The organism is Streptomyces sp. NPDC093094 (assembly GCF_044754345.1).
Classification (GTDB): domain Bacteria; phylum Actinomycetota; class Actinomycetes; order Streptomycetales; family Streptomycetaceae; genus Streptomyces.
Genome location: NZ_JBIVOX010000011.1, coordinates 224796 through 247627, shown reverse-complemented (window position 1 = coordinate 247627; position 22832 = coordinate 224796). Strand labels below are relative to the sequence as shown.

Here is a 22832-nt window from a genome sequence, read left to right as displayed (position 1 = left end):
AGCCAGTAACCGCAGGTCCGCCCGCCACTGTTCACAGGCGCGTTCCGCCGCCTACCCTTGATCGCCATGGCATCCACACGAGGCAGCAGGACGCGCGTCCATGTGGTCAGTGACGTGCACGGCAACGCGGCGGACCTCGCCCGGGCCGGGGACGGCGCCGACGCCCTGATCTGTCTGGGCGACCTCGTCCTCTTCCTCGACTACGCCGACCACTCGCGCGGCATCTTCCCCGACCTGTTCGGCGTGGAGAACGCCGACCGCCTCGTCGAGCTGCGCACCGCCCGCCGCTTCGAGGAGGCCCGTGCGCTCGGCGCCCGGCTGTGGGCCGGTGTCGGCGCCGACCGGACCGCCGTGATCGAGGGTGCCGTGCGCAAGCAGTACGCCGAGCTGTTCGCGGCCTTCCCCACCCCTACGTACGCCACCTACGGCAACGTCGACCTGCCGCCGCTGTGGCCGGAGTACGCCCGCCCCGGCCTCACCGTCCTGGACGGCGAGCGCGTGGAGATCGGCGGCCGTGTCTTCGGCTTCGTCGGCGGCGGCCTGCGCACCCCCATGCGCACCCCGTACGAGATCTCCGACGAGGAGTACGCCGCCAAGATCGAGGCCGTCGGCGAGGTCGACGTGCTGTGCACCCACATCCCGCCCGAGGTCCCGGAACTGGTGTACGACACGGTGGCACGCCGCTTCGAGCGGGGGAGCAGGGCCCTGCTGGCGGCGATCCGCCGGACCCGGCCCCGTTACTCCCTGTTCGGCCATGTCCATCAGCCACTGGCGCGGCGGATGCGGATCGGGGCGACGGAATGCGTCAACGTCGGCCACTTCGCGGGCAGCGGAAGGCCCTGGGCGCTCGAATGGTGAGCGGCGGCAGGGGGTGAGGGCGGCAGGTCGGCCGCGCGGTAGCCTTCACGCTGCACACACGTGCGCACCGTGACCACGCTGCACACCTGTGCGCACCACGACCTCTTGCCGGACCGCATCTGGAGGAGCCACGGCGATGGCGGAACACACCAGCTCGAGCATCACGATCGAGGCGGCACCGGCCGACGTCATGGGGGTGATCGCCGACTTCGTCCGCTACCCGGACTGGACCGGCGAGGTGAAGGAGGCGGAGGTCCTCGCGAAGGACGGACAGGGCCGGGCCGAGCAGGTGCGGCTCGTCATGGACGCCGGCGCGATCAAGGACGACCAGGTCCTGGCCTACACCTGGACCGGCGAGCACGAGGTCTCCTGGACCCTGGTGAAGTCGCAGATGCTGCGCTCGCTCGACGGGTCGTACCTCCTGAAGCCCGCGGGCCCCGGGTCGACCCAGGTGACCTACCAGCTCACCGTCGACGTCAAGATCCCGATGCTCGGGATGATCAAGCGCAAGGCCGAGAAGGTCATCATCGACCGGGCCCTGGCCGGGCTGAAGAAGCGGGTGGAGTCGGGCGCGAAGTGAGGGCGCCGCGCGCAGGGGGCTAACGTCACCCTCATGCGCACCATCCTGATCACGGGCCCCGGCGGTGCGGGGCGCACCACCCTCGCGGCCGCCACCGCGCTCGCCGGCGCTCGCCGCGGGGCCCGCACCCTCGTCCTGAGCGCCGACCGCGCCGACACGCTCGGCACGGCCCTGGGCACGCCCACCGGGCCCGAGCCGGTACAGGCCGAGGAGCGTCTCACCGCCTGGCGGCCCGACCCCGCCGCCGGGTTCCGCGAGGACCTCGCCGCGCTCCAGGACCGCGCCGCCGGCGCGCTCGACCTCCTCGGCGCCGCCCCGCTGGACCCCGCGGAGCTGACGCCGCTGCCGGGCGCCGACGAACTGGCACTGCTGCGGGCGCTGCGCGACGCGGTGCTCTCCGAGGCCCATGACCTGGTCGTCGTGGACCTGCCGCCCCTGGACCGGGCCCTCACCCTGCTGGGCCTCCCCGAGGAACTGCGCCGGTGCCTGCGGCGGCTGCTGCCGCCCGAACGGCAGGCGGCCCGCGCGCTGCGGCCCGTGCTCGGCCGGCTCGCCGGGGTGCCGATGCCCGCGGAATGGCTGTACGAGGCCGCCGAGCGGTGGGCCCTGGAGCTGGGCGCCGTCGAGGCGGTGCTCGCGGACCGGGACACCCATGTCCAGGTGGTCGCCGAACCCACCCCCGCCGGTGCCGACGCCGTCCGCACCGCCGCCCTCGGGCTCGCCCTGCGCGCCCGGCGGCCCGCCCGGCTGGTCGCCAGCCGGGTCCTGCCCGAGTCCGAGGCGGCCCCCGGCAGCTGGCTCGCCGGACCCGTGGCGCAGCAGCGCAAGGTGCTGGAGGAGTGGCGGTGCGTGCACGAGGTGGCGACCGCCGCCCACCTGGGGCGCGACCCGCAGGGCACGGACGACCTGGCCGCCCTCGGCGCGGCCCTGGACGACGACACGCCCCCCCGCGCTTCCTGCGTCGAGTGGCCCGTCCTCGACCGGCTCGCCGAGGACGGTGTCCTCGTCTGGCACATCCCGCTGCCCGGCGCCGCCCGCGACCAGCTCGACCTGATGCGGCGCGGCGACGAACTCGTCCTCGGGGTCGGCCCGTTCCGCCGGGTCGTACCGCTGCCCTCCGCGCTGCGCCGGTGCACCGTGGCCGGGGCGAGCCTGCGCGAGGAGGAACTGCGCATCCGCTTCGCGCCGGACCCCGGGCTCTGGCCGACGGCACGGTGAGAACGCCGCGTCCGGTCCGGTAACGTCGGAAGGACGAACCGCAGTCAGGAGCCCGCCATGAGCGAAGAGCACCCCGCAGCGGGGGAGCGTGCGACCACGGCCGACGCCGACGCCGACGCCTGGGCGACGGCCTGCGCCGAGGACCTCGCGGCGGAGCGGACCCGGCGCCGGGAACGGCACGGGCCGCCTCCCGGCTCGGCCGCCGAGGAGCTGCGCCGGCTCGTCGACTCCGTCGCCGACAAGCTCTCCGGCCTCCAGTCCCCGCTGCTCGGCGCGGTCGCCGGACCCGCCGCGCAGCAGATCGTCCAGCAGGTCGTCCAGCAGGCCAAGGCGGCCGTCGAACCCGTCATCGAGCGCAATCCCGACGTCTTCGACCACCTCGCCTCCGCGGGCCAGGAACTCCTCGCCGCCTACCGCTCCGCGGTCCAGGCCCAGGAGAAACGCTGGACCGCCCGCGCCGCCGACGTCGAGCGGGACCCCGGCAAGGGCGAGAACGGTGGTCCACCAGGCGAACGCATCGACCTGGACTGACCCCCCACTCGGGTACGGTTGGCCGTAGCGGGGCTCGACCGGAACTGAGGGATTCATGGGACTCACCATCGGCGTCGACATCGGCGGCACGAAGATCGCGGCCGGCGTGGTCGACGAGGAAGGCAACATCCTCTCGACCTTCAAGGTGCCGACCCCCACCACGCCCGAGGCCATCATCGACGCCATCGCCTCGGCGGTGGAGGGCGCGCGCGCGGGGCACGAGATCGTCGGCGTGGGCATCGGTGCCGCGGGATACGTCAACCGTCAGCGCTCGACCGTCTACTTCGCGCCGAACATCGACTGGCGCAACGAACCGCTCAAGGAGAAGGTCGAGGCCCGCACCGGCCTCCCGGTGGTCGTGGAGAACGACGCCAACGCGGCCGCCTGGGGCGAGTACAGGTTCGGCGCGGGCAAGGGCCACCGGAACGTCATCTGCATCACGCTCGGCACCGGCCTCGGCGGCGGCATCATCATCGGCAACAAGCTGCGCCGCGGCCACTTCGGCGTCGCCGCCGAGTTCGGCCACATCCGCATGGTGCCGGACGGCCTGCTGTGCGGCTGCGGCTCGCAGGGCTGCTGGGAGCAGTACGCCTCCGGCCGCGCCCTCGTCCGCTACGCCAAGCAGCGCGCCAACGCCACGCCGGAGCGCGCCGAGGTGCTGCTCGCCCTCGGCGACGGCAGCCCGGACGGCATCGAGGGCAAGCACATCTCCGTGGCCGCCCGCCAGGGCTGCCCGGTCGCGGTCGACTCCTACCGCGAGCTGGCCCGCTGGGCCGGTGCCGGCCTGGCCGACCTGGCCTCTCTCTTCGACCCGTCCGCCTTCATCGTCGGCGGCGGTCTCTCGGACGAGGGCGACCTGGTGCTCGACCCGATCCGCAAGTCGTACAAGCGCTGGCTGGTGGGTGGCAACTGGCGTCCCGTGGCCGACGTGATCGCGGCCCAGCTGGGCAACAAGGCCGGCATGGTGGGCGCCGCGGACCTGGCCCGGGAGCCCGACCCGATCATGTGATGCCGTACGGGGGCGCGGAGAACGGCGCGACGAGCCACGGGAGACGGCCAGTCGCGCACGTCCGCCGCGCCCCGGCCCGGTGGGCGTACATTGGCGGCCATGGTGGCGCTCCCCGACTCCCGTACAGAGTCCGACGGTTCCGCGGTCATCCGGGTGCTCAGCTACAACGTCCGCTCCCTGAGGGACGACACCGCGGCCCTGGTCCGTGTCATCAGGGCCTGCGCCCCCGACCTGGTCCTCGTGCAGGAAGCCCCCCGTTTCTTCCGCTGGCGCAAGAAACTCGCCCGGCTGGCCCACGCCGCCGACCTGGTCGTCCTCTCCGGCGGCGCGACCGCCGCGGGCCCCGCCCTGCTCTGCTCGCTGAGAGCGGGCGTCGAACGCACCGAGGACGTCCTGCTGCCGCTCACCCCGGGGCAGCACCGGCGCGGTCTCGCGACGGCGGTGGTCCGTTTCGGCGGCGCCCGCCTCGGCGTGATCAGCTGCCATCTGTCGCTGGAGCGCACCGAGCGACACGAGCAGGGCGGACTGCTGCTGGACCGGCTGGCCGCGCTGGACACCCCGTACGCGGTCGCGGGCGGCGATCTCAACGAGCGCCCCTCCGGCCGCACCTTCCGCAGGCTCTCCGAGCAGCTCCAGGACTGCCACGCGGTCGCCCCCTGGGGGGCGTCGGACACCTGGGTCCGGGACGAGCCGCACCGCCGGATCGACGCGGTCTTCGCGACCGGGGGCGTGGAGGTGCTGGGCTGCGGGGTGCCCCTGGAGCAGCCGGGAATCACCGTGGACGACCTGAGGGCGGCCACGGACCACCTTCCGGTCCTGGCCGCCCTCAGGATCCCCGCGGTCTGATCTCCGCGGTCCCGTTTCTCGTGGTCCGCTCTCCGCGGTCCCGCTTCCCGCCGGTCAGACGACCGCCCCGCGCCCGGGGTCGTCGTCCTCGTCGTCGGTGCGCATCCGCGCCACCAGGGTGGCGAAGCCGCCGAGGAAGCCGCCGATGCCCAGCGTGGTCAGCCACCAGGTCATCTCCCAGCCCAGCAGCACCGCCAGCAGAAGCAGCACCGGTCCGCCCACGACCGCCAGCCAGGCGAACTTCGCGGTGACGTCGGCCTCCGGCAGCGGCGGCGGCTCCGGGGGCTCGAAGTGGCCCTCGTCGTCCGCGTCGAAGTCCTGCTCGGAGGGCTCGGCGACCGAGTAGTCGCGCGGACCGACACCGGGCGCGAACGACACCGAACTGCCCAGCGGCTTCGCCGGGTCCTGCTTCGGGGAGGCCGGCGCCTCGCCCCCGCTCCGGCCGGCGTCGTCCGGGCCGGCGTCGTCGGAACCGGGGTCCTGGGAGCCCTGGGAGCCGGTGCCGTTCTTGTCGGACTCCAGCAAAGCCAGGTCCTCCACCGACTTGAACGGCTTCGAGCCCGGCGGGTCCGGCGGCTCGTCGCCGTACCCCGCGACGATCGCCGCCCATGCGGCGTCCTCGTCGAAGGGCACGCTCTGCTCCTCGGAGTCGTGCTCAGCCACCTGCGGCCGTCCCTTCCTTGCCGACGCTGGGTGCGAGCCGGCCGATGAACCCGTGGCTCTCCTCGAAGATCCGGTCCGCGTCGTGGTCCAACGTCGCGACGTGGTAGCTCTGTTCCAGCAGCAGCTCGGTGACGTCCGTGGAGGACACCCGGCTGAGGATGCGGGCCGAGTCCGCGGGCGGCACGACATGGTCCTGCGGGCTGTGCAGCAGCAGCAGCGGCTGGGTGACCTGGGGCAGCTCGCCGTCCACGACCCGGAAGAACTGCCGCAGCGAATGGGCCGCGTGCAGCGGCACCCGGTCGTAGCCGATCTCGGTGCTGCCGGGCCTGGCGATGTCGCTGGCGATGCCCTTGGTCGTGCGCACCAGATGCCGGGCCACCGGAAGGGCGTACGCCGACAGACCGTGCACCTTGTTCGCCGGGTTGACGACCACGACGCCGGAGATCCGCTCGCCGTGCCGCGCGGCGAGGCGCAGGGCCAGGGCGCCGCCCATGGACAGACCGAACACGAACACCTGCGTGCAGCGCTCGGTGAGGGCGCGCAGCTCGCGGTCCACCTCCGCGTACCAGTCCTGCCACCCGGTGAGCTGCATGTCCTCCCAGCGGGTGCCGTGGCCGGGCAGCAGCGGCAGGGACACCGTCAGACCGCGCTCGGCGAGGAACTCCGCCCAGGGGCGCAGCGACTGGGGGGAACCGGTGAAGCCGTGGCAGAGCAGAACACCGACCTCGCCGCCCTCGTGGCGGTACGGCTCGGCTCCGGGAAGGACCGGCACCTTCTGTCTCCTTGATCATCAGAGGGGCTGTGGATCGTGCTGCGGAAAGAGTTCGGGTGTGGTTCACCGTACGCGACCGCACCGACACCGACCAGGGCCGTCGGGCCACTCGCGGGACCTTCCGGGTTAAGGTCTGATCCACAGACACAGGAGGCACTCGGTTGTTGTACGGCGCGATGAAGGTCACCATCGGGGGTTCGCTGAAGCTCGTCTTCCGGCCCTGGGTGGAGGGCCTGGAGAACGTTCCCGCCGAGGGTGCCGCGATCCTCGCGAGCAATCACCTGTCGTTCTCGGACTCCTTCTTCCTCCCGGCGGTGCTCGACCGGAAGGTCACCTTCATCGCCAAGGCCGAGTACTTCACGACTCCGGGCGTCAAGGGACGGCTGACCGCCGCGTTCTTCAAGGGCGTGGGCCAGCTCCCCGTGGACCGCTCCGGCGCGCGCGGTGCCGGGGAGGCCGCGATCAAGAGCGGCATAGAGGTGATCGAGAGCGGTGAGCTGTTCGGCATCTACCCCGAGGGCACCCGTTCGCCCGACGGCCGCCTCTACCGCGGCAAGCCCGGCGGCCTCGCGCGCGTGGCGCTCGCCACCGGTGCCCCGGTGATCCCCGTGGCCATGATCGACACCGAGAAGATCCAGCCGCCCGGCAAGGTCGTCCCGAAGGTCATGCGCCCCGGCATCCGCATCGGCAGGCCGATGGACTTCAGCAGGTACCACGGCATGGAGCACGACCGTTTCGTGCTGCGGGCGGTGACCGACGAGGTCATGTACGAGATCATGAAGCTCTCCGGCCAGGAGTACGTCGACATGTACGCGACGGCCGCCAAGCGGCAGATCGCGGACGCCGCCAAGGCCGAGAAGGACGCGGCCAAGGAAGCGGCGAAGGCGGCCAGGAGCGGGACGTAGGGACGGGGAAGGGGATCCGGGGGAATCGGGGGGTGGGCCGGTGGCGCGGCGCGAGAGAGTCATGACGATGTCGGTCGAGCTGCCGCTGTGGCGTGCGCTCACCGCCTACCGGCTGCTGACCATGCTGTACGCGGTCGGCCTGTTCGTCACCGCCTACGAGGAGTTCACCCGCCCCTGGCTCGCCGTCGGCTACTACGCCGTCCTCGTCGTGTGGACCCTGGCGACCCTGCCCCGGGTGCAGAACGCGACGAGCTGCACCCGGCGCTTCCTCGCCGTCGACCTCACCGTCGCCCTCACCGGCATCCTGCTCACCCCGCTCGCGGACGCGCCCGCGCGGATCGCCGAGGGCGGTCCGACGCTGCCGTCGATATGGACGGCCGGCTCGGTGCTGGCCTTCGCCGTCAAGGGCGGCTGGCGCTGGGCGGCCGGGGCCTCCACGGCCGTCGCGGTCGCCAACCTGATCGAGCGCGGCGCCCCCGCCCGCGACACCGTCCACAACGTCATCCTCGTCTGGGTCGCCGCCATCGCCATCGGCTACGTCGTCGAGGTCGCCCGCGCCTCCGAGCGCACCCTCGCCCGCGCCCTGGAGATCGAGGCCGCGACCCGGGAGCGGGAGCGGCTCGCCCGGGACATCCACGACAGCGTGCTCCAGGTGCTGGCCATGGTGCAGCGGCGCGGCGCCGTCATCGGCGGCGAGGCGGCCGAGCTGGGCCGGATGGCCGGGGAGCAGGAGGTCGCGCTGCGCACCCTGGTCTCCGGCGGCCTGGTGCCCGTCTCCCGCGTGTCGGAGGACGCCGCCGACGGGGCCGTCGTACGGGCCGTGGACGAGCCGGACGACGACGGACCGGTGGACGCGCGCACCCTGCTCGCGTCCTTCGCCTCCGCCCGGGTCAGCCTCGCCGAGCCCGGCGCGCCCGTGCCGATGCCGCCCGCGGCGGCCCGTGAACTGGCGGCGGCGGTCGGGGCGGCCCTGGACAACGTCCGGGTGCACGCCGGGGAGGACGCCCGCGCCTGGATCCTCGTCGAGGACTGGCCCGACGAGGTGATCGTCACCGTACGGGACGACGGCCCGGGCATCCCCGAGGGCCGGCTCGCACAGGCCGAGGGCGAGGGACGCATGGGTGTCGCCCTGTCCATCCGCGGGCGGCTGCGCGACCTCGGCGGCACCGCCGAGCTGATCTCGGTCCCGGGCCAGGGCACGGAGGTCGAACTGAAGGTACCGAAGGTCCCACGGGGGAAGGCGGACGAGCGATGAGCGAACAGGGCCCGATCAAGGTGATGGTGGTCGACGACCACCCCATGTGGCGGGACGCGGTCGCCCGCGACCTGGCCGAGTCCGGCTTCGACGTGGTCGCCACCGCCGGTGACGGCGAGCAGGCCGTGCGCCGGGCGAAGGCGGCCGCGCCCGACGTCCTCGTCCTGGACCTGAACCTGCCCGCCAAGCCCGGCGTCCAGGTCTGCAAGGAGCTGGTCGGCCACGATCCGGCGCTGCGCGTGCTGGTGCTGTCCGCCAGCGGCGAGCACGCCGACGTGCTGGAGGCGGTGAAGTCCGGCGCGACCGGCTACCTGCTGAAGTCGGCCTCCACCGAGGAACTGCTGGACGCGGTGCGCCGCACCGCCGTCGGCGACCCGGTGTTCACGCCCGGCCTGGCCGGCCTGGTCCTCGGCGAGTACCGCCGGCTGGCCTCCGAGCCCGCCCCGGCCCCGGGCACGAACGGCGACGACCCCGAGGCGCCCCGGCTCACCGACCGCGAGACGGAGGTGCTGCGGCTGGTCGCCAAGGGCCTGAGCTACAAGCAGATCGCCGAACGCCTCGTCATCTCCCACCGCACCGTCCAGAACCACGTCCAGAACACCCTCGGCAAGCTCCAGCTCCACAACCGCGTGGAGCTGGTGCGTTACGCCATAGAGCGGGGTCTCGACGACGAATGAACCCCCACGCCCGCGAGTTCACCGGAAATGCCCGGTCCTGACCGTGCCGAAGTGACCTGGGTCACGGTTAGCGTGCTGCCTACGGCACTCGGCACACGCGTATTCGGCAACCGTGGCGAAGGGACATTTCCATGCGGGTCGGAGTACTGACCGGAGGCGGCGACTGCCCCGGGCTCAACGCCGTCATCCGCGGCATCGTCCGCAAAGGCGTACAGGAGTACGGCTACACGTTCACCGGATTCCGGGACGGCTGGCGCGGTCCCCTGGAGGGCGACACCGTGCCCCTGGACATCCCCGCCGTGCGCGGCATCCTGCCCCGCGGCGGCACCATCCTCGGCTCCTCGCGCACCAACCCGTTCCGGCACGACAACGGCATCCGGCGGATCAGGGAGAACCTCGCCAAGCTGGAGGTCGACGCGCTGATCGCCATCGGCGGCGAGGACACCCTCGGCGTCGCCGCCCGGCTGGCCGACGAACACGGCGTGCCCTGCGTGGGTGTGCCCAAGACGATAGACAACGACCTGTCGGCCACCGACTACACCTTCGGCTTCGACACCGCCGTCGGCATCGCCACCGAGGCCATCGACCGGCTGCACACCACCGCCGAGTCCCATATGCGGGTCCTGGTGGTGGAGGTGATGGGCCGTCACACCGGCTGGATCGCCGTGCACGCCGGGCTCGCGGGCGGCGCCAACGTGATCCTCATCCCCGAGCAGCGCTTCGACGTCGACCAGGTGTGCGCCTGGGTCACCTCCCGCTTCAAGGCGTCGTACGCCCCGATCGTCGTCGTCGCCGAGGGCGCCGTGCCCAAGGACGGCGAGGCGGTGCTCAAGGACGACTCGACGGACTCCTACGGCCACGTACGGCTGTCCGGAGTCGGGGAGTGGCTCGGCCGGGAGATCGAACGGCGCACCGGCAAGGAGGCGCGCACCACCGTCCTCGGCCACGTCCAGCGCGGCGGCACCCCCAGCGCCTTCGACCGCTGGCTCGCCACCCGCTTCGGACTGCACGCGATCGACTGCGTGCGCGACGCCGACTTCGGCAAGATGGTCGCGCTGCGCGGCACGGACATCGTGCGCGTGCCCATCGCCGAGGCGACGGCACGGCTGAAGACGGTCGACCCGAGGCTGTACGAGGAGGTCGGCGTCTTCTTCGGCTGACCGTCCCTCATGAGCTCCCGGGGCGGAGCCCGGCACGGCGGGGCCGTCCCGGCCCGCCGTGCGCGGCGGCGGCCCGATCGCGGTGGCGGCGGCCCCGGTGTCCCGCCGCGGAGCGGCACCGGGCGCCGGGAGGCGCCGTCGGCCGTGGACGGCAACGACTGTCTATATTCACGGGTATCACCTCGAAACCTGCGAAATATCCCGGAGGAACCCGTTGGAAATCCTGGCATTCGGTGTGCAGGCGGACGAGACGCCCCTCCTGGACCACGCCTTCAAGGGCCACCACGAGATCCGCTGCCTGGACGTCTTCCTCAACGAGGACACCGCCCCGATCGCGGCCGGCTACGAGGTGATCTCCACCAGCGTCAACGCCGAACTCGGCCCGCGCGTGCTGGAGATCCTCGCGGCGGGCGGGACCCGGATGATCGCCCAGCGCTCCACCGGCTTCAACAACATCGACCTCGCCGTCGCCGAGCGGCTCGGCATGACGGTCGCGAGGGTCTCGTACTACTCGCCGTACGCGGTGGCCGAGTTCGCCTGGACCCTCGCCATGGCCGTCAACCGCCGGATCGTGCGGGCCTCCACCCGCACCCGCGACTTCGACTTCCGTCTGGACGGCCTGATGGGCCGTGACATGCACGGCCGCACCGCGGGCGTCCTCGGCACCGGAAAGATCGGCGAGGCGTTCGCCCGGATCGCGCACGGCTTCGGCATGCGCCTGCTCGGCTGGGACATCGCCGAGAACCCCGAGTGCATGCGCCTGGGCATGCGCTACGTCTCCAAGGAGCAGCTCCTCGCCGAGTCCGACCTGGTCACCCTGCACGTCCCGCTGATGCCGGAGACCGGGCACCTCATCGACGCCGCCGCGCTGAAGGCGATGAAGGACGACGCGGTCCTGGTCAACTCCAGCCGCGGCGGCCTCGTCGACAGCGCCGCCCTCGTCGACGAGCTGCGCGCCGGGCGCTTCACCGGCGTCGGCCTCGACGTGTACGAGGCCGAGGCGGGCCTGTTCTTCCTCGACAAGTCCCTGCAGGCCGTCGAGGACGACACCCTGGCCCGCCTCGTCACGTTCCCGAACGTCCTGGTCACGTCACACCAGGCGTACTACACCGTGGAGGCCGTCGGCCAGATCGTCGAGGCCACGGTGCGCAACGTGCTCGACTACCGGGCGGGCCGCCGCTCGGAGAACGTGCTGGTGCCGCGCAGCTGACCGAGCAGCTCCCGTACGACGGTCGCCCCGTCCAGCGTCAGCACCGACTCCGGGTGGAACTGCACGGACGCGAACCCGGCGCCGCGCAGCGCGTGCACCTCACCGTTCGCGGCCCGGCTCACCTCCACCCCGTGCGCGGCCAGCTCGGCCGCCGCCTCGTCGTCGCAGCGCGCCGTGAAGCTGTTGTAGAAGCCGACGGTCTCAGGCCGCCCGAACAGGTCGATCACGGTCTGCGCCCCCTGGTACGGCACGTCCTTGCGGACGATGTCCAGCCCCAGCTCGGCCGCGATCAGCTCGTGCCCCAGACAGACGCCGAGGACGCCGTGCGCATGGCTGCGGACGACGTCCGCGGTGAGCTCCCGCAGGAACCGCATCTTCGGGTCGGCCAGGTCCGAGGGGTCACCGGGCCCCGGGCCGAGCACGAGCGGCCCCTCGTGCGCGAGCACCGTCTCGCGCAGCCCCGGCTCGTCGTAGCGCCGCACGGTCACCTCCAGGCCGCAGGAGCGCAGCACATGCGCGAGCATCGCGGTGAAGGTGTCCTCGCCGTCGACGACCAGGGCGTGTCCGGTGAGCTCCGCGTCCCGCTTCTGCATCCGCAGCCAGAACGGGGCCAGCGACGCCCGGCGCCCGTCGAGCGCGGCCCGCACGCGCGGGTCGTCCGCGAGCCGTACGCGCGTGTGCTCCGTGCGCGGCACGGGCGGACGCACCCCCAGGGCGGCCAGCACCCCCGCCGCCTTCGCATGGGTCTCGGCGACCTCGCTCCGCGGGTCCGAGCCGCGCACCAGCGTGGCGCCGACCGGGACCCGCAGCCGCCCGCCGGCGTCGATGTCGGCGGTGCGGATCAGGATGGGGGAGTCGAGGGTCTGGGCCCCGCCGGAGTCCCGGCCCAGCAGGGCCAGCGCGCCGGCGTAGTACCCGCGCCCGCCGGTCTCGTGCCGTTCGATGACCCGGCACGCGTTCTGCACGGGCGAGCCCGTGACGGTCGCGGCGAACATCGTCTCCCGCAGGACCTCGCGCACGTCCAGCGAGGACTTCCCGCGCAGCTCGTACTCGGTGTGCGCGAGGTGGGCCATCTCCTTCAGCCGGGGCCCGATCACGACCCCGCCCATGTCGCCGACCGTGCACATCATCTTGAGCTCCTCGTCGACGACCATCGACAGCTCCTCGATCTCCTTGCCGTCGGCGAGGAAGCCGAGCAGATGCTCAGGGGTGGGGCCCTCGGCGGGATAGCGGTAGGTCCCGCTGATCGGGTTCATCACCACGGTGCCGCCGGACATCCGCACATGCACCTCGGGGCTCGCCCCGACCAGCGTGCGCTCCCCGGTGTGCACGACGAACGTCCAGTAGGCGCCCCGCTCGCCCTCCAGCAGCCGCCGGAACAGCGCGAGCGCGTCGGAGCGGGAGAACCCCGGGATCGCGCCCTCGTAGGTCCGCCGGATCACGAAGTTGGCGCCCTCGCCCTGGCCGATCTCCTCGTCCAGCACCCGCCCGACGATCCGCGCGTACTCCTCGTCGTCCACGTCGAAGCCGCCGCCCTCGACCTGCACGTCGTGCGCGGGGAGCTGGGCGAGGGCCTCGGCGAGGGGCACCGTGCACGTCTCCTCGGGGGTGAGCACCGACAGCGGCGTCCCGTCGTCACGGACGTCGAAACCGCGCTCGCGGATCTGCCGGAAGGGGACGAGGGCGAGCCCGTCGTCGGGGAGGTCGGCCAGACGGTCGTACGACGTCACCGGACCGACCAGCACCTCGACCACGTCGTGGTCGTGGCCGGGGGTGCGGCGGCGCAGCAGGGCGAACGGACGGGAGTCGTCCGGCAAGCCGAGCAGGTTCATGGATCCGTGCTCCTTCTCCGTGGGTGCGGCGGGAGAGGAACGGACCCCGGGAAACACCGAAGGCCGCCCCTCGGGCGGCCTTCGCGAAGTCTTGCGTACGCGCAGTCAGTGGGCCGCCGGATGAGCGGGCCACCACCAGTTCTGGGTCGAATGCGCGAACATGACAGGCACCCTACCCCATGTCCGAGGGATGTACCTCGTGTCTCAATTGCTGGGCATGGGGCGGGACGCCCGACACGACCCCGTAGTGTTGTGGTCGTGACCGTGAACGCTAAGACCAGCCCCACCGCTGGCAACACCTGGCGAGACCTGCCCGCGGCGCAGCAGCCCGATTACCCCGACGTCGAGGCTCTGCGCGCAGTGATCGCGGACCTCGAGTCGTATCCGCCGCTCGTCTTCGCGGGCGAGTGCGACCAGCTGCGCGCCCGGATGGCGGCCGTCGCCAAGGGAGAGGCGTTCCTCCTCCAGGGCGGCGACTGCGCCGAGGCGTTCGACGCGGTGTCCGCCGACCACATCCGCAACAAGCTCAAGACGCTGCTCCAGATGGGCGCCGTCCTGACGTACGCGGCCTCGGTGCCCGTGGTGAAGGTCGGCCGTATCGCCGGCCAGTACTCCAAGCCGCGCTCCAAGCCCACCGAGACCCGCGACGGGGTGACGCTGCCGACCTACCGGGGCGACTCCGTCAACGGCTTCGACTTCACCGAGGCGTCCCGTGTCCCGGACCCGGAGCGGCTGAAGCGGATGTACCACGCGTCCGCCTCCACGCTGAACCTGGTGCGCGCCTTCACCACCGGCGGCTACGCCGACCTGCGCCAGGTGCACGCCTGGAACCAGGACTTCGTGAAGTCGTCGCCCTCCGGCCAGCGCTACGAGCAGCTCGCCCGCGAGATCGACAACGCGCTGAACTTCATGCACGCCTGCGGGGCCGACCCGGAGGAGTTCAAGACCGTCGAGTTCTTCGCCTCGCACGAGGCGCTGCTGCTCGACTACGAGTCGGCTCTGACCCGTGTGGACTCGCGCACCGGCCAGCTCTACGACGTCTCCGGGCACATGGTGTGGATCGGTGAGCGCACCCGGCAGATGGACCACGCGCACATCGAGTTCGCATCGAAGATCCGCAACCCGATCGGCATCAAGCTCGGCCCGACCACCACGGCCGAGGAGGCGCTCCAGTACATCGAGCGCCTGGACCCGGACCGCGAGCCGGGCCGGCTGACCTTCATCGTCCGCATGGGTGCGGACAAGATCCGCGACAAGCTCCCCGAGCTGGTCGAGAAGGTCACCGCCTCCGGCGCCACGGTGGCCTGGGTGACCGACCCGATGCACGGCAACACCTTCGAGGCGGCCTCGGGCCACAAGACCCGCCGCTTCGACGACGTGCTCGACGAGGTCAAGGGCTTCTTCGAGGTCCACAAGGCCCTCGGCACCCACCCCGGCGGCATCCACGTCGAGCTCACCGGTGACGACGTCACCGAGTGCGTGGGCGGCGGCGACGAGATCTTCGTCGACGATCTGCACCAGCGCTACGAGACGGCGTGCGACCCCCGGCTGAACCGCAGCCAGTCGCTCGACCTGGCGTTCCTCGTGGCGGAGATGTACCGGGACCAGTGACGGCCACGGCTGTCGCAGCGGCATGAGTGGGGCGCGGATCACATGCGATCCGCGCCCCACGGCACTTTTGCGGTTCCTGTGTCCCGGGTAAGGTTAGGTTAGCCTCACCGATCATCGGACACTCGGTACGTCGGGACGGCACGACCCTTCGACCCCGGCGGGAGGTGGACCGCGTGTACGTGTGCAGTTGCTTCGGCGTCACCGAACAGCAGGTGAGGAAGCACGCGGAGAACGGCGCCTGCACACCGCGCCAGATAGCCTCCGCCTGCAAGGCCGGCACGGACTGCGGGAACTGCGTCCGCCGGATCCAGGCCCTGCTCGGCCGGGGTGCCTGCCCCCGCCGTGAAGCGGCCGGCCAGGGCGAGCCGGTGCTCGCCGGGCTGGAGGAGGCGGCCTGAGAGGGCGCCCCTAACTCGGCTGCTCGATCTGCTGGGCGATGTAGAGCGCCTCGCCGATCTTGTCGATCAGGTCCAGCTGGGTGTCCAGGTAGTCGATGTGGTGCTCCTCGTCCGCGAGGATCTCCTCGAAGAGGTTGGCGGACGTGACGTCGCCCTTCTCGCGCATCACCTTGATGCCCCGCTTGAGGCGGTCGATCGCCTCGACCTCGACCTCCCGGTCGGCCTGGAACATCTCGGTGACCGTCTGGCCGACCCGTACATGGAAGAGACGCTGGTAGTTCGGCAGGCCGTCCAGCATGAGGATGCGTTCGGTGATCTTGTCCGCGTGCTTCATCTCGTCGATGGACTCTTCACGCGTGTACCTGGCGAGCTTGGTCCAGCCCTTGTTGTCCTGGATCCGGTAGTGCAGCCAGTACTGGTTGATCGCCGTCAGCTCGCCGGTCAGCTGCTCGTTGAGGAATTCGAGGACCTCGTCGTTGCCCTGCATCGCAGAGGCTCCTTCCGCACGGGGAGAACTGGCAGATTGCGCCGCATGATTGCACCAGCCAAGGAAGATCGTCCAGTAAGTGCGTGCTTAGTAAGTAAGGGCATGCTTGGTGCTGGTTGTCCGTTTCCGTACCTGCGTGGTCATGTGCACCGTCCCGGGTCTGTCAGGATGGAGCCATGGGTCATCCGGTGGAGCGCGAATCAGGAGAAGCGGCGCCGGCCGAGCTTCCGCCGGGACAGCGACTGCAGCGGGGCTGGCCGGTCACGCACTACGGACCCGTCCCCAAGTTCCGGCCCGAACGCTGGGAGTTCAGGGTCTTCGGCGCCACCGCCGGCGGTGGGAAGCACTGCTGGAGCCATGAGGAGTTCACGGCTCTGCCGCACACCACCGTCGTGGCCGATCTGCACTGCGTGACGAAGTTCAGCATGCTCGGTGCGGAGTGGGGCGGTGTCCCCGCCCGGACCGTCCTGGAGATCGCGCCGCCCGCCGCCGATGTCACCCATGTGATGGTGTGGGCGGAGTACGGCTTCAGCTCGAATCTGCGGCTCGCCGACTTCGCCTCCGACCGCGCGATCTTCGCCACGCACAAGGACGGCGAGCTGCTCACCGCGGAGCACGGCTTCCCGCTGCGCCTGATCGTGCCGCACCTCTACGCCTGGAAGGGGCCCAAGTGGGTCCGGGGCGTGGAGTACATGACCGCCGACCGCCGGGGCTTCTGGGAGGAGCGCGGCTATCACAACATCGGCGATCCCTGGAAGGAGCAGCGCTACTCCTACCAGGAAGAGCCCGGGGACGGCCCCGGGCTCTGATTCCCGGTCCGCGCGCGGTCAGTGGTGGTACCGGTGCACCACCGCGTGGCCCATGCCCCGGCCGATCATCCACTTGTTGACCGGGGTGGTGATCACGAACGCGGCGGCTAGGGCGATGGCCAGCACCCACCAGAACTTCGCGTCGTCGAGGTGGGCCTCCATGGCGCCCGGCCACAGGGCGATCACGCCGTTGTCGATCAGCTCCATCACGGCGATCGAGAGGGTGTCGGCGGCCAGCGCGACCCGGATCGCGGACTTCATGCCGACGCCCGCCTTCAGGACGCCCCACAGGGTGAGCGAGTAGCCGAAGAAGAAGGCCAGGACGATCGCCAGGACCATCGTCTCCATGTTGCCCCAGCCCAGGGCGGTGCCGATGATCATGCCGAGCACCTCGCCGATGGCGCAGCCGGTCAGGCAGTGCAGGGTCGCCCGTGCGGCCGTCGACCAGCTGACGGTGCCGTGCCCCGTGGGGGCGTGGGCTCCATGATCTTCGTGGCCCTCGTGGCCCTCGTGGCCCTCGTGGCCCTCGTGGCCCTCGTGGCCCTCGTGGTGGTGCTGATGTGCAGTGTGTGCCTCGTGCTGCATGGCTCTGCCCCCATGGCCGGACTGCGGTTCCTGCGCCGTCACAGGAACCGTATACCCCCCTGGGGTATTCCCGCCAGGGGTCATCCGTCGCGGAGCTTCTTCAGCCGCTCCACATCGTCGGCGTGTCCCTCCTTGCCGCCGGGAGTCTCGATGACCAGCGGGACGCCCTCGGTCGCGGGATGGGTCATCAGCGCGCGGAACGCGTCCTCACCGATGTGACCGGCGCCGATGTTCGCGTGCCGGTCCTTGTGCGCGCCCACGACGTCCTGGGAGTCGTTGGCGTGGACCAGCTTCAGCCGGCCCTCGCCGACGGTGTCCACCAGCAGGTCCAGGGTCTGGTGCATGCCGCTCGGCCCGGTCAGGTCGTGCCCGGCGGCGAAGACGTGGCAGGTGTCCAGACAGACGCCCAGCTTCGGATGGGCGTCCAGCGCCTCGAAGTACGGCCCGAAGTCCCAGGTCCGCGAGCACAGGGAGGACCCCTGGCCCGCGGTCGACTCCAGCAGCAGCCACGGGTCGTCGTCATGGGTCAGCTCGTCCAGCAGCGGCAGCATGTGCTCCCGCACCTGCCTCAGCGCCACCGAGCGGTCCCGGCCGCCGGTCGCGCTGCCGGTGTGCACCACCACGCCGAGCGCGCCGATCTCCCGGCCCCTCCTGAGCGAGTGCCGCAGCGAGGCGACGGACTTCTCGACGGTCGCCTCGGTGTGGGAGCCGAAGTTGATCAGGTACGGGGCATGGACGTACGCCGGGATCGACTCCGCCGCGCACGCCGCCCGGAACGCCTCGTCCTCCCGGGGGTTCCCGGCCGGGGTCGCCCACCCGCGCGGGTTGGCGACGAAGACCTGCACGGTCTCGGCCTTCAGGTCCCGGGCGTAGGACAGCCCTACGGTGCTCAGACCCCCGGCGACGGGCACATGGCTGCCGACGGGGTTGCGGGACGGGCCGGGGACAGGGCCCACCGGGCCACGGGGATGCTGCTCACTGCTCACCCGTTCAGGGTGTCATGCCCCGCGGGACACCCCCGCCGGAGGATCCCGCCGGGCATCCCGCCGGGCATCCTGCGGGGCGCCGCGGTCGCGCCGCGGTCGCGCCGCCCCTACCGGATCTTGATCGTGATCGTCGAGCCCTTGGGCGCGGTCTCGCCGCCCGCCACCGACTGGTCCTTCACCGTGTCGCCGAACAGTCCGAGCAGCCCGCGGTCCTCGTCCACCTCGAAGCCCGCGCCCTCCAGCTTGTCCTTGGCGTCGCCCACGCTGTCGCCGACCACGTCGGGCACCTCCACCATCACCGGGCCCTTGGAGAGCGTCAGCGTCACGGTGTCGCCCTCGGCGGCCCGGCCGCCCGAGTCCGGGGACTGCAGGGCGACCTTGCCCCTGTCGTGCTCGGAGTGGATCTGCGCGGAGGCGATCTCGACCTTCAGACCCGCCTCCAGCAGGTCCGCGCGGGCGTCGGCCAGGTCCTCCCCGACGACGTCGGGGACGTCCACCGGACTGCCCTTGCTGACGACCAGGGCGACGGCGGAGTCCGCGCGCACCTCGACGCCGCCCTCGGGGTCGGTGCCGATCACCGAGCCCCTGGGCACCTCGTCACTGAACTCGCGCGTGACCATGCCCGGCTGAAGGCCCTCCCGCTTCAGGGTCCGCCTCGCCTCGTCCAGCGGCTCGCCGGCCAGCGCGGGCACCCGTACGGTCTGGGGGCCGCGGGAGATCGTGAGCGTCACCGAGTCGTTGTCCCGGATGCGGGCGCCCGGCGCCGGGTCCGTACGGATCACCAGACCGCGTCCGACGGTGTCGGAGTAGGCGCGCTCGACCTCGCCGACCTCCAGCCCCGCGCCGGACAGCCGGTCACGGGCCTGCTCCTCGGTCTTCGCCAGCACCGGCGGGACCTTGGTGAACTGGCCGGAGTTGATGTACCAGACACCCGCGCCGACGCCGAGGACCAGCAGCAGGGCGGCCAGGACCGTGACCAGCCCGCGCCGGGGCACCGGCCGGCGGCTCGGCGGCGGAAGCGGCGGCGGGCTCGCCAGCCGGCTCGTGCGCTGGACGCCCTCGGACTCCTCGTCCTCGTTCACCGGCAGGGGGCGCGGCACCGTCAGCGACCGCGGGATCACGCTCGTGCGGTCCTCGGCGTTGTCGTGCTCCGCGGAGACCGCCTGCGGCGGCACGGCGTCCAGCTGCGCGTCGGTCAGCCCGGCCCGCGCCTCGCGCACCTGCGCGAGCAGCGCCACGGCGTCGTACGGCCGGATCCCGGCGGTGCGTGCCGTCGCCGAGGCGACCAGCTCGTCCAGCGCGAACGGCAGCCCGGGCACGGACGCCGACGGCGGCGGCACGTCCTCGTGGACGTGCTTGTACAGGATCTGCGCGGGGGAGTCCCCGTGGTGCGGCTTGCCGCCGGTGAACATCTCGAACAGCATCACGCCGCACGCGTACACGTCGACGCGCGGGTCCGCGGTGCCGTGCTCGATCTGCTCGGGCGCGAGGTAGGCCACCGTGCCGAGGACCGTGCCCGTCGTGCTGGTCACCGTGTCCACCGCGCGCACCAGCCCGAAGTCGGCGACCTTCACCCGGCCGTCGTCCCCGATCAGCACGTTCTCCGGCTTCATGTCCCGGTGCACGAACCCGGCCCGGTGGGCGGCGCCCAGCGCGGCCAGCACCGGCTCCAGGATGTCCAGCGCGGCCCGCGGCTGGAGCGCCCCGCGCTCGCGCAGCACGTCGCGCAGGGTGCAGCCGGCGATGTACTCCATCGCCAGATAGACGTACGACCCGTCCGTGCCTTGGTCGAAGACCTGCACCACGTTCGGGTGGGCGAGCCGGGCGACCGACTTCGCCTCCCGGATGAACCGGTCGACGAACGACCTGTCGGCCGCCAGCGTCGGGTGCATCACCTTCAGCGCGAGCACGCGGTCCAGGCGGGTGTCCACGGCCCGGTAGACCGTGGCCATCCCGCCGACCGCGATCCGCGCCTCGACGCGATAACGCCCGTCGAGCACCTGTCCGACCAGAGGGTCCTGAAGGGTCGTGTCCACGCAGGTGAGTCTACGAGCCGTGACCGCCGCACCTGCCGCGTCCGGGGCGATCGGGGCCGTACTGCAGCCGAGCTGTGACGGACCGCGCGGGCGTCAGAAGGCCGGCCGCTCGGGGTCCAGCCGGGCCAGCCCGCCGGCCGGCGAGGACGCCTCGGCGAAGTGCCGCCTGGGGATCCGCCCCGCCCGGTGGGCGAGCCGGCCCGCCTCCACGGCGTGCCGCATCGCGTCGGCCATCAGCACCGGCTCCTGCGCCCGGGTCACCGCGGAGGCGAGCATCACCCCGGCACACCCCAGCTCCATCGCGAGCGCCGCGTCCGACGCCGTGCCGGCCCCGGCGTCCAGGATCACCGGCACACGCGCGTGCTCGCAGATCAGCTGGAAGTTGTGCGGGTTGCGGATGCCGAGCCCGGACCCGATCGGCGAGCCCAGCGGCATGACCGCCGCACAGCCCACGTCCTCCAGCTTCCGGGCGAGCACCGGGTCGTCGTTGGTGTACGGCAGCACCGTGAAACCGTCCTCGACCAGGGTCTCGGCCGCGTCCAGCAGCTCGATCGGGTCCGGCAGCAGGGTGCGCTCGTCGGCGATGACCTCCAGCTTCACCAGGTCGGTGCCGAGCGCCTCACGGGCCAGCCGGGCGGTCAGCACGGCCTCGCCGGCGGTGAAGCAGCCCGCCGTGTTCGGCAGCACCCGGATCCCGAGGCGGTCGAGGACCGACAGCACCGAGCCGTGCACCGAGGGGTCCACCCGCCGCATCGCGACCGTGGTCAGCTCCGTCCCGGACGCCACCAGCGCCCGCTCCAGCACGTCGAGACTGGGCGCGCCCCCGGTGCCCATGATCAGCCGGGAGCTGAACGTCGTACCGCCGAGAACGAACGGATCGTCGGCCATGGGTCAGCCTCCCTGGACGGCGGTGAGAACTTCGATGCGGTCGCCGTCGGCGAGCGCGGTGGCCGCCCACTGCGTCCGCGGGACGACGGTCTCGTTGAGCGCGGCGGCCACACCGGAGGGTGCCGGGGTGAGGGACTTCACGAGCGTGTCGAGAGCCGTTCCCGGCTCGATCTGCCGACGCTCGCCGTTGACCGAGATGTTCATACGGGCTGCTCCGTGAGTGCGAATCGCTTCGGGGTGAAGGGGCGGGCCTCGGCGGTGAGTTCACCGGTGGTGAGCACATGGGCCATGGCGTCCCCGGTGACGGGGGTGAGCAGGACGCCGTTGCGGTAGTGGCCGGTGGCCAGCAGCAGGCCGTCCAGCCCGGTCGGGCCGAGCAGCGGCGCGTTGTCGGGGGAGCCCGGACGCAGACCGGCCCGGGTCTCCGTCAGCGGCAGTTCCGTGATGCCGGGGACCAGCTCATGGGCGTCGCGCAGCAGTTCGTACACGCCGCCCGCGGTCACCGTCGTGTCCCAGCCGAGTTCCTCGCTGGTGGCGCCGACGACCAGCTCGCCGTTCTCGCGCGGCACCAGGTAGACCTGGCTGCCGCGCACCACCGCGCGGACGGTACGGCTCAGGAAGGGCGCGTACGGCTTCGGCACCGTCAGCCGCAGCACCTGCCCCTTCACCGGGCGCACCGGCGGCAGCACGTCGCCCGGGACGCCCGCGAGCCGCCCGCTGAGGCTGCCCGCGGCCAGCACGACCTGCCCGGCCTCCAGCGGCGTGCCCGCGCGGGTGACGACACCCGTGGCCCGCTCCCCGGTGACGGAGAGCCGCTCGGCGAGGTCCCGGTGGAACACCACGCCCGTCCGCTCGCAGGCCGTGACCAGTGCCGCGGCCAGCCGCCGCGGGTCGATCTGGTGGTCGCCGTCCACCCGCAGCCCGCCGCGCACGCCCGGCGCCAGCATCGGTTCCAGGCGCCGGCACTCCCGTCCGGACAGCCACTGCGAGTCCAGGCCCGACCGCTGCTGGAGGGCGTGCAGTTCGCGCAGGTACGCGCGGTCGTCGGCGTCCAGCGCGACGGCCAGCGTGCCGCACTGCCGGTAGCCGAGGCCGTGTCCGGTGAGGTCGGTCAGCTCGGCGGCGAACTCCGGGTAGCGGCGTGCCGAGGCGAGGTTCAGCCCGAGCAGGGTCTCCTCGCCGTAGTGCAGTTCGGTGACGGCGGCCAGCATCCCGGCCGCCACCTGGGCGGCCCCGCCGCCCGGTTCGGGATCCACGACGGCCGTGACGAGACCGCGCTGCGCGGCCCGCCAGGCCGTCACCAGACCGATGATGCCGCCCCCCACGACGAGGACGTCTGACGTACGCGACATGGGCGTCCAGCCCCTCCCTTCGCCGGCATGACCCGGATCAGGTTCGTACGGTCGGAGGCCGGCCAGCCTCCCTCTCAGCCCGGTGCGTCCGGGCTCCCGCGAGTGCTTTACGTTGGCCACCACCCTAACCGCTGGTCCCGCACGTCTGTAAGGGAGCCTTCGCC

Annotated in this window: 25 protein-coding genes and 1 riboswitch; of the genes, 14 read left to right on the top strand and 11 right to left on the bottom strand. The window is 72.2% G+C overall.

Annotation, left to right across the window (positions count from 1 at the left end; all coding sequences use genetic code 11):
* The first annotated feature begins 66 nt into the window (after positions 1 to 66).
* The 6 genes from ACIQGV_RS24765 to ACIQGV_RS24740 all read left to right on the top strand — a co-directional run bounded on the left by ACIQGV_RS24765 (position 67) and on the right by ACIQGV_RS24740 (position 5042).
* Positions 67 to 858, top strand: coding sequence for a metallophosphoesterase (locus tag ACIQGV_RS24765; RefSeq protein ID WP_402497497.1), 792 nt, complete (start codon positions 67 to 69; stop codon positions 856 to 858).
* 136 nt (positions 859 to 994) lie between these two features.
* Positions 995 to 1438: an SRPBCC family protein gene (locus tag ACIQGV_RS24760; protein WP_402497494.1), complete on the top strand. Its 444-nt coding sequence runs from the start codon at positions 995 to 997 to the stop codon at positions 1436 to 1438.
* Between the two features lie 33 nt (positions 1439 to 1471).
* Complete coding sequence (locus tag ACIQGV_RS24755; protein ID WP_402497492.1) at positions 1472 to 2656, top strand: ArsA family ATPase; 1185 nt, start codon at positions 1472 to 1474, stop codon at positions 2654 to 2656.
* 57 nt (positions 2657 to 2713) lie between these two features.
* Positions 2714 to 3187 carry a DUF5304 domain-containing protein gene (locus tag ACIQGV_RS24750; RefSeq protein WP_402497490.1) on the top strand — a complete coding sequence of 158 codons (474 nt, stop codon included), beginning with the start codon at positions 2714 to 2716 and terminating at the stop codon, positions 3185 to 3187.
* A 55-nt stretch (positions 3188 to 3242) separates the two neighbouring features.
* Positions 3243 to 4196 carry an ROK family glucokinase gene (locus ACIQGV_RS24745; protein WP_402497489.1) on the top strand — a complete coding sequence of 318 codons (954 nt, stop codon included), beginning with the start codon at positions 3243 to 3245 and terminating at the stop codon, positions 4194 to 4196.
* A 99-nt stretch (positions 4197 to 4295) separates the two neighbouring features.
* Positions 4296 to 5042 carry an endonuclease/exonuclease/phosphatase family protein gene (locus tag ACIQGV_RS24740; protein ID WP_402497487.1) on the top strand — a complete coding sequence of 249 codons (747 nt, stop codon included), beginning with the start codon at positions 4296 to 4298 and terminating at the stop codon, positions 5040 to 5042.
* Between the two features lie 54 nt (positions 5043 to 5096).
* Here ACIQGV_RS24740 and ACIQGV_RS24735 read toward each other — a convergent pair whose 3' ends face one another.
* Entirely contained in the window at positions 5097 to 5705 is a 609-nt protein-coding gene (locus tag ACIQGV_RS24735) for a hypothetical protein (RefSeq protein ID WP_402497485.1), read from the bottom strand.
* Positions 5698 to 6477, bottom strand: coding sequence for an alpha/beta hydrolase (locus tag ACIQGV_RS24730; RefSeq protein ID WP_402497482.1), 780 nt, complete (start codon positions 6475 to 6477; stop codon positions 5698 to 5700). The genes ACIQGV_RS24735 and ACIQGV_RS24730 overlap by 8 nt, the downstream gene beginning before the upstream one ends.
* A 176-nt stretch (positions 6478 to 6653) precedes the next feature.
* Here ACIQGV_RS24730 and ACIQGV_RS24725 point away from each other — a divergent pair, with 176 nt between their 5' ends.
* The 5 genes from ACIQGV_RS24725 to ACIQGV_RS24705 all read left to right on the top strand — a co-directional run bounded on the left by ACIQGV_RS24725 (position 6654) and on the right by ACIQGV_RS24705 (position 11684).
* Positions 6654 to 7382 carry a lysophospholipid acyltransferase family protein gene (locus ACIQGV_RS24725; RefSeq protein ID WP_402497479.1) on the top strand — a complete coding sequence of 243 codons (729 nt, stop codon included), beginning with the start codon at positions 6654 to 6656 and terminating at the stop codon, positions 7380 to 7382.
* Between the two features lie 40 nt (positions 7383 to 7422).
* Positions 7423 to 8637 carry a MacS family sensor histidine kinase gene (gene macS, locus ACIQGV_RS24720; protein ID WP_402497477.1) on the top strand — a complete coding sequence of 405 codons (1215 nt, stop codon included), beginning with the start codon at positions 7423 to 7425 and terminating at the stop codon, positions 8635 to 8637.
* Positions 8634 to 9314 (top strand): response regulator, encoded by a 681-nt coding sequence (locus ACIQGV_RS24715; RefSeq protein WP_402497475.1) that lies wholly within the window; start codon positions 8634 to 8636, stop codon positions 9312 to 9314. Before macS ends, ACIQGV_RS24715 begins: the two co-directional genes overlap by 4 nt.
* 131 nt (positions 9315 to 9445) lie before the next feature.
* Positions 9446 to 10474, top strand: coding sequence for a 6-phosphofructokinase (locus tag ACIQGV_RS24710; RefSeq protein ID WP_402497473.1), 1029 nt, complete (start codon positions 9446 to 9448; stop codon positions 10472 to 10474).
* 214 nt (positions 10475 to 10688) lie between these two features.
* Positions 10689 to 11684 (top strand): 2-hydroxyacid dehydrogenase, encoded by a 996-nt coding sequence (locus ACIQGV_RS24705; protein ID WP_402497471.1) that lies wholly within the window; start codon positions 10689 to 10691, stop codon positions 11682 to 11684.
* Here ACIQGV_RS24705 and ACIQGV_RS24700 read toward each other — a convergent pair.
* Both ACIQGV_RS24700 and ACIQGV_RS24695 read right to left on the bottom strand, forming a co-directional pair.
* On the bottom strand, positions 11636 to 13516 hold the full coding sequence (locus tag ACIQGV_RS24700; protein ID WP_402497468.1) for an anthranilate synthase family protein: 1881 nt from the start codon (positions 13514 to 13516) through the stop codon (positions 11636 to 11638). The two genes, ACIQGV_RS24705 and ACIQGV_RS24700, sit on opposite strands and share 49 nt — an antisense overlap.
* A gap of 105 nt (positions 13517 to 13621) precedes the next feature.
* The gene (locus tag ACIQGV_RS24695; RefSeq protein ID WP_399642122.1) at positions 13622 to 13678 is read right to left on the bottom strand and encodes a trp operon leader peptide; all 57 of its coding nucleotides are present in this window, start codon (positions 13676 to 13678) and stop codon (positions 13622 to 13624) included.
* Positions 13679 to 13774: 96 nt separating this feature from the next.
* Between ACIQGV_RS24695 and ACIQGV_RS24690 the strand changes: the two genes are divergently transcribed.
* Entirely contained in the window at positions 13775 to 15127 is a 1353-nt protein-coding gene (locus ACIQGV_RS24690; protein ID WP_402497465.1) for a class II 3-deoxy-7-phosphoheptulonate synthase, read from the top strand.
* Positions 15128 to 15291: 164 nt separating this feature from the next.
* On the top strand, positions 15292 to 15525 hold the full coding sequence (locus tag ACIQGV_RS24685) for a bacterioferritin-associated ferredoxin (protein ID WP_402497463.1): 234 nt from the start codon (positions 15292 to 15294) through the stop codon (positions 15523 to 15525).
* A gap of 10 nt (positions 15526 to 15535) precedes the next feature.
* On the opposite strand, the gene bfr is transcribed toward ACIQGV_RS24685, so the two are convergent.
* Positions 15536 to 16012, bottom strand: a complete 477-nt coding sequence (gene bfr / locus ACIQGV_RS24680) for a bacterioferritin (protein WP_402497461.1) — start codon at positions 16010 to 16012, stop codon at positions 15536 to 15538.
* A 176-nt stretch (positions 16013 to 16188) separates the two neighbouring features.
* On the opposite strand from bfr, the gene ACIQGV_RS24675 reads away from it, so the two are divergent.
* Positions 16189 to 16821, top strand: a complete 633-nt coding sequence (locus tag ACIQGV_RS24675; RefSeq protein ID WP_402497459.1) for a sulfite oxidase-like oxidoreductase — start codon at positions 16189 to 16191, stop codon at positions 16819 to 16821.
* 18 nt (positions 16822 to 16839) lie between these two features.
* Here ACIQGV_RS24675 and ACIQGV_RS24670 read toward each other — a convergent pair whose 3' ends face one another.
* The 6 genes from ACIQGV_RS24670 to thiO form a co-directional block, all read right to left on the bottom strand.
* Entirely contained in the window at positions 16840 to 17406 is a 567-nt protein-coding gene (locus tag ACIQGV_RS24670; RefSeq protein ID WP_402497457.1) for a DUF4396 domain-containing protein, read from the bottom strand.
* An 80-nt stretch (positions 17407 to 17486) separates the two neighbouring features.
* On the bottom strand, positions 17487 to 18392 hold the full coding sequence (locus ACIQGV_RS24665; RefSeq protein WP_402497455.1) for a deoxyribonuclease IV: 906 nt from the start codon (positions 18390 to 18392) through the stop codon (positions 17487 to 17489).
* A gap of 107 nt (positions 18393 to 18499) precedes the next feature.
* On the bottom strand, positions 18500 to 20428 hold the full coding sequence (pknB, locus tag ACIQGV_RS24660) for a Stk1 family PASTA domain-containing Ser/Thr kinase (RefSeq protein ID WP_402497453.1): 1929 nt from the start codon (positions 20426 to 20428) through the stop codon (positions 18500 to 18502).
* A gap of 93 nt (positions 20429 to 20521) precedes the next feature.
* Positions 20522 to 21316: a thiazole synthase gene (locus ACIQGV_RS24655; RefSeq protein WP_402497451.1), complete on the bottom strand. Its 795-nt coding sequence runs from the start codon at positions 21314 to 21316 to the stop codon at positions 20522 to 20524.
* A 3-nt stretch (positions 21317 to 21319) separates the two neighbouring features.
* Positions 21320 to 21520 carry a sulfur carrier protein ThiS gene (gene thiS / locus ACIQGV_RS24650; RefSeq protein WP_402497449.1) on the bottom strand — a complete coding sequence of 67 codons (201 nt, stop codon included), beginning with the start codon at positions 21518 to 21520 and terminating at the stop codon, positions 21320 to 21322.
* Complete coding sequence (gene thiO, locus ACIQGV_RS24645) at positions 21517 to 22668, bottom strand: glycine oxidase ThiO (RefSeq protein WP_402497446.1); 1152 nt, start codon at positions 22666 to 22668, stop codon at positions 21517 to 21519. Before thiO ends, thiS begins: the two co-directional genes overlap by 4 nt.
* A riboswitch (TPP riboswitch) is annotated at positions 22666 to 22778 on the bottom strand. It overlaps the preceding gene by 3 nt.
* Positions 22779 to 22832: the final 54 nt, after the last annotated feature.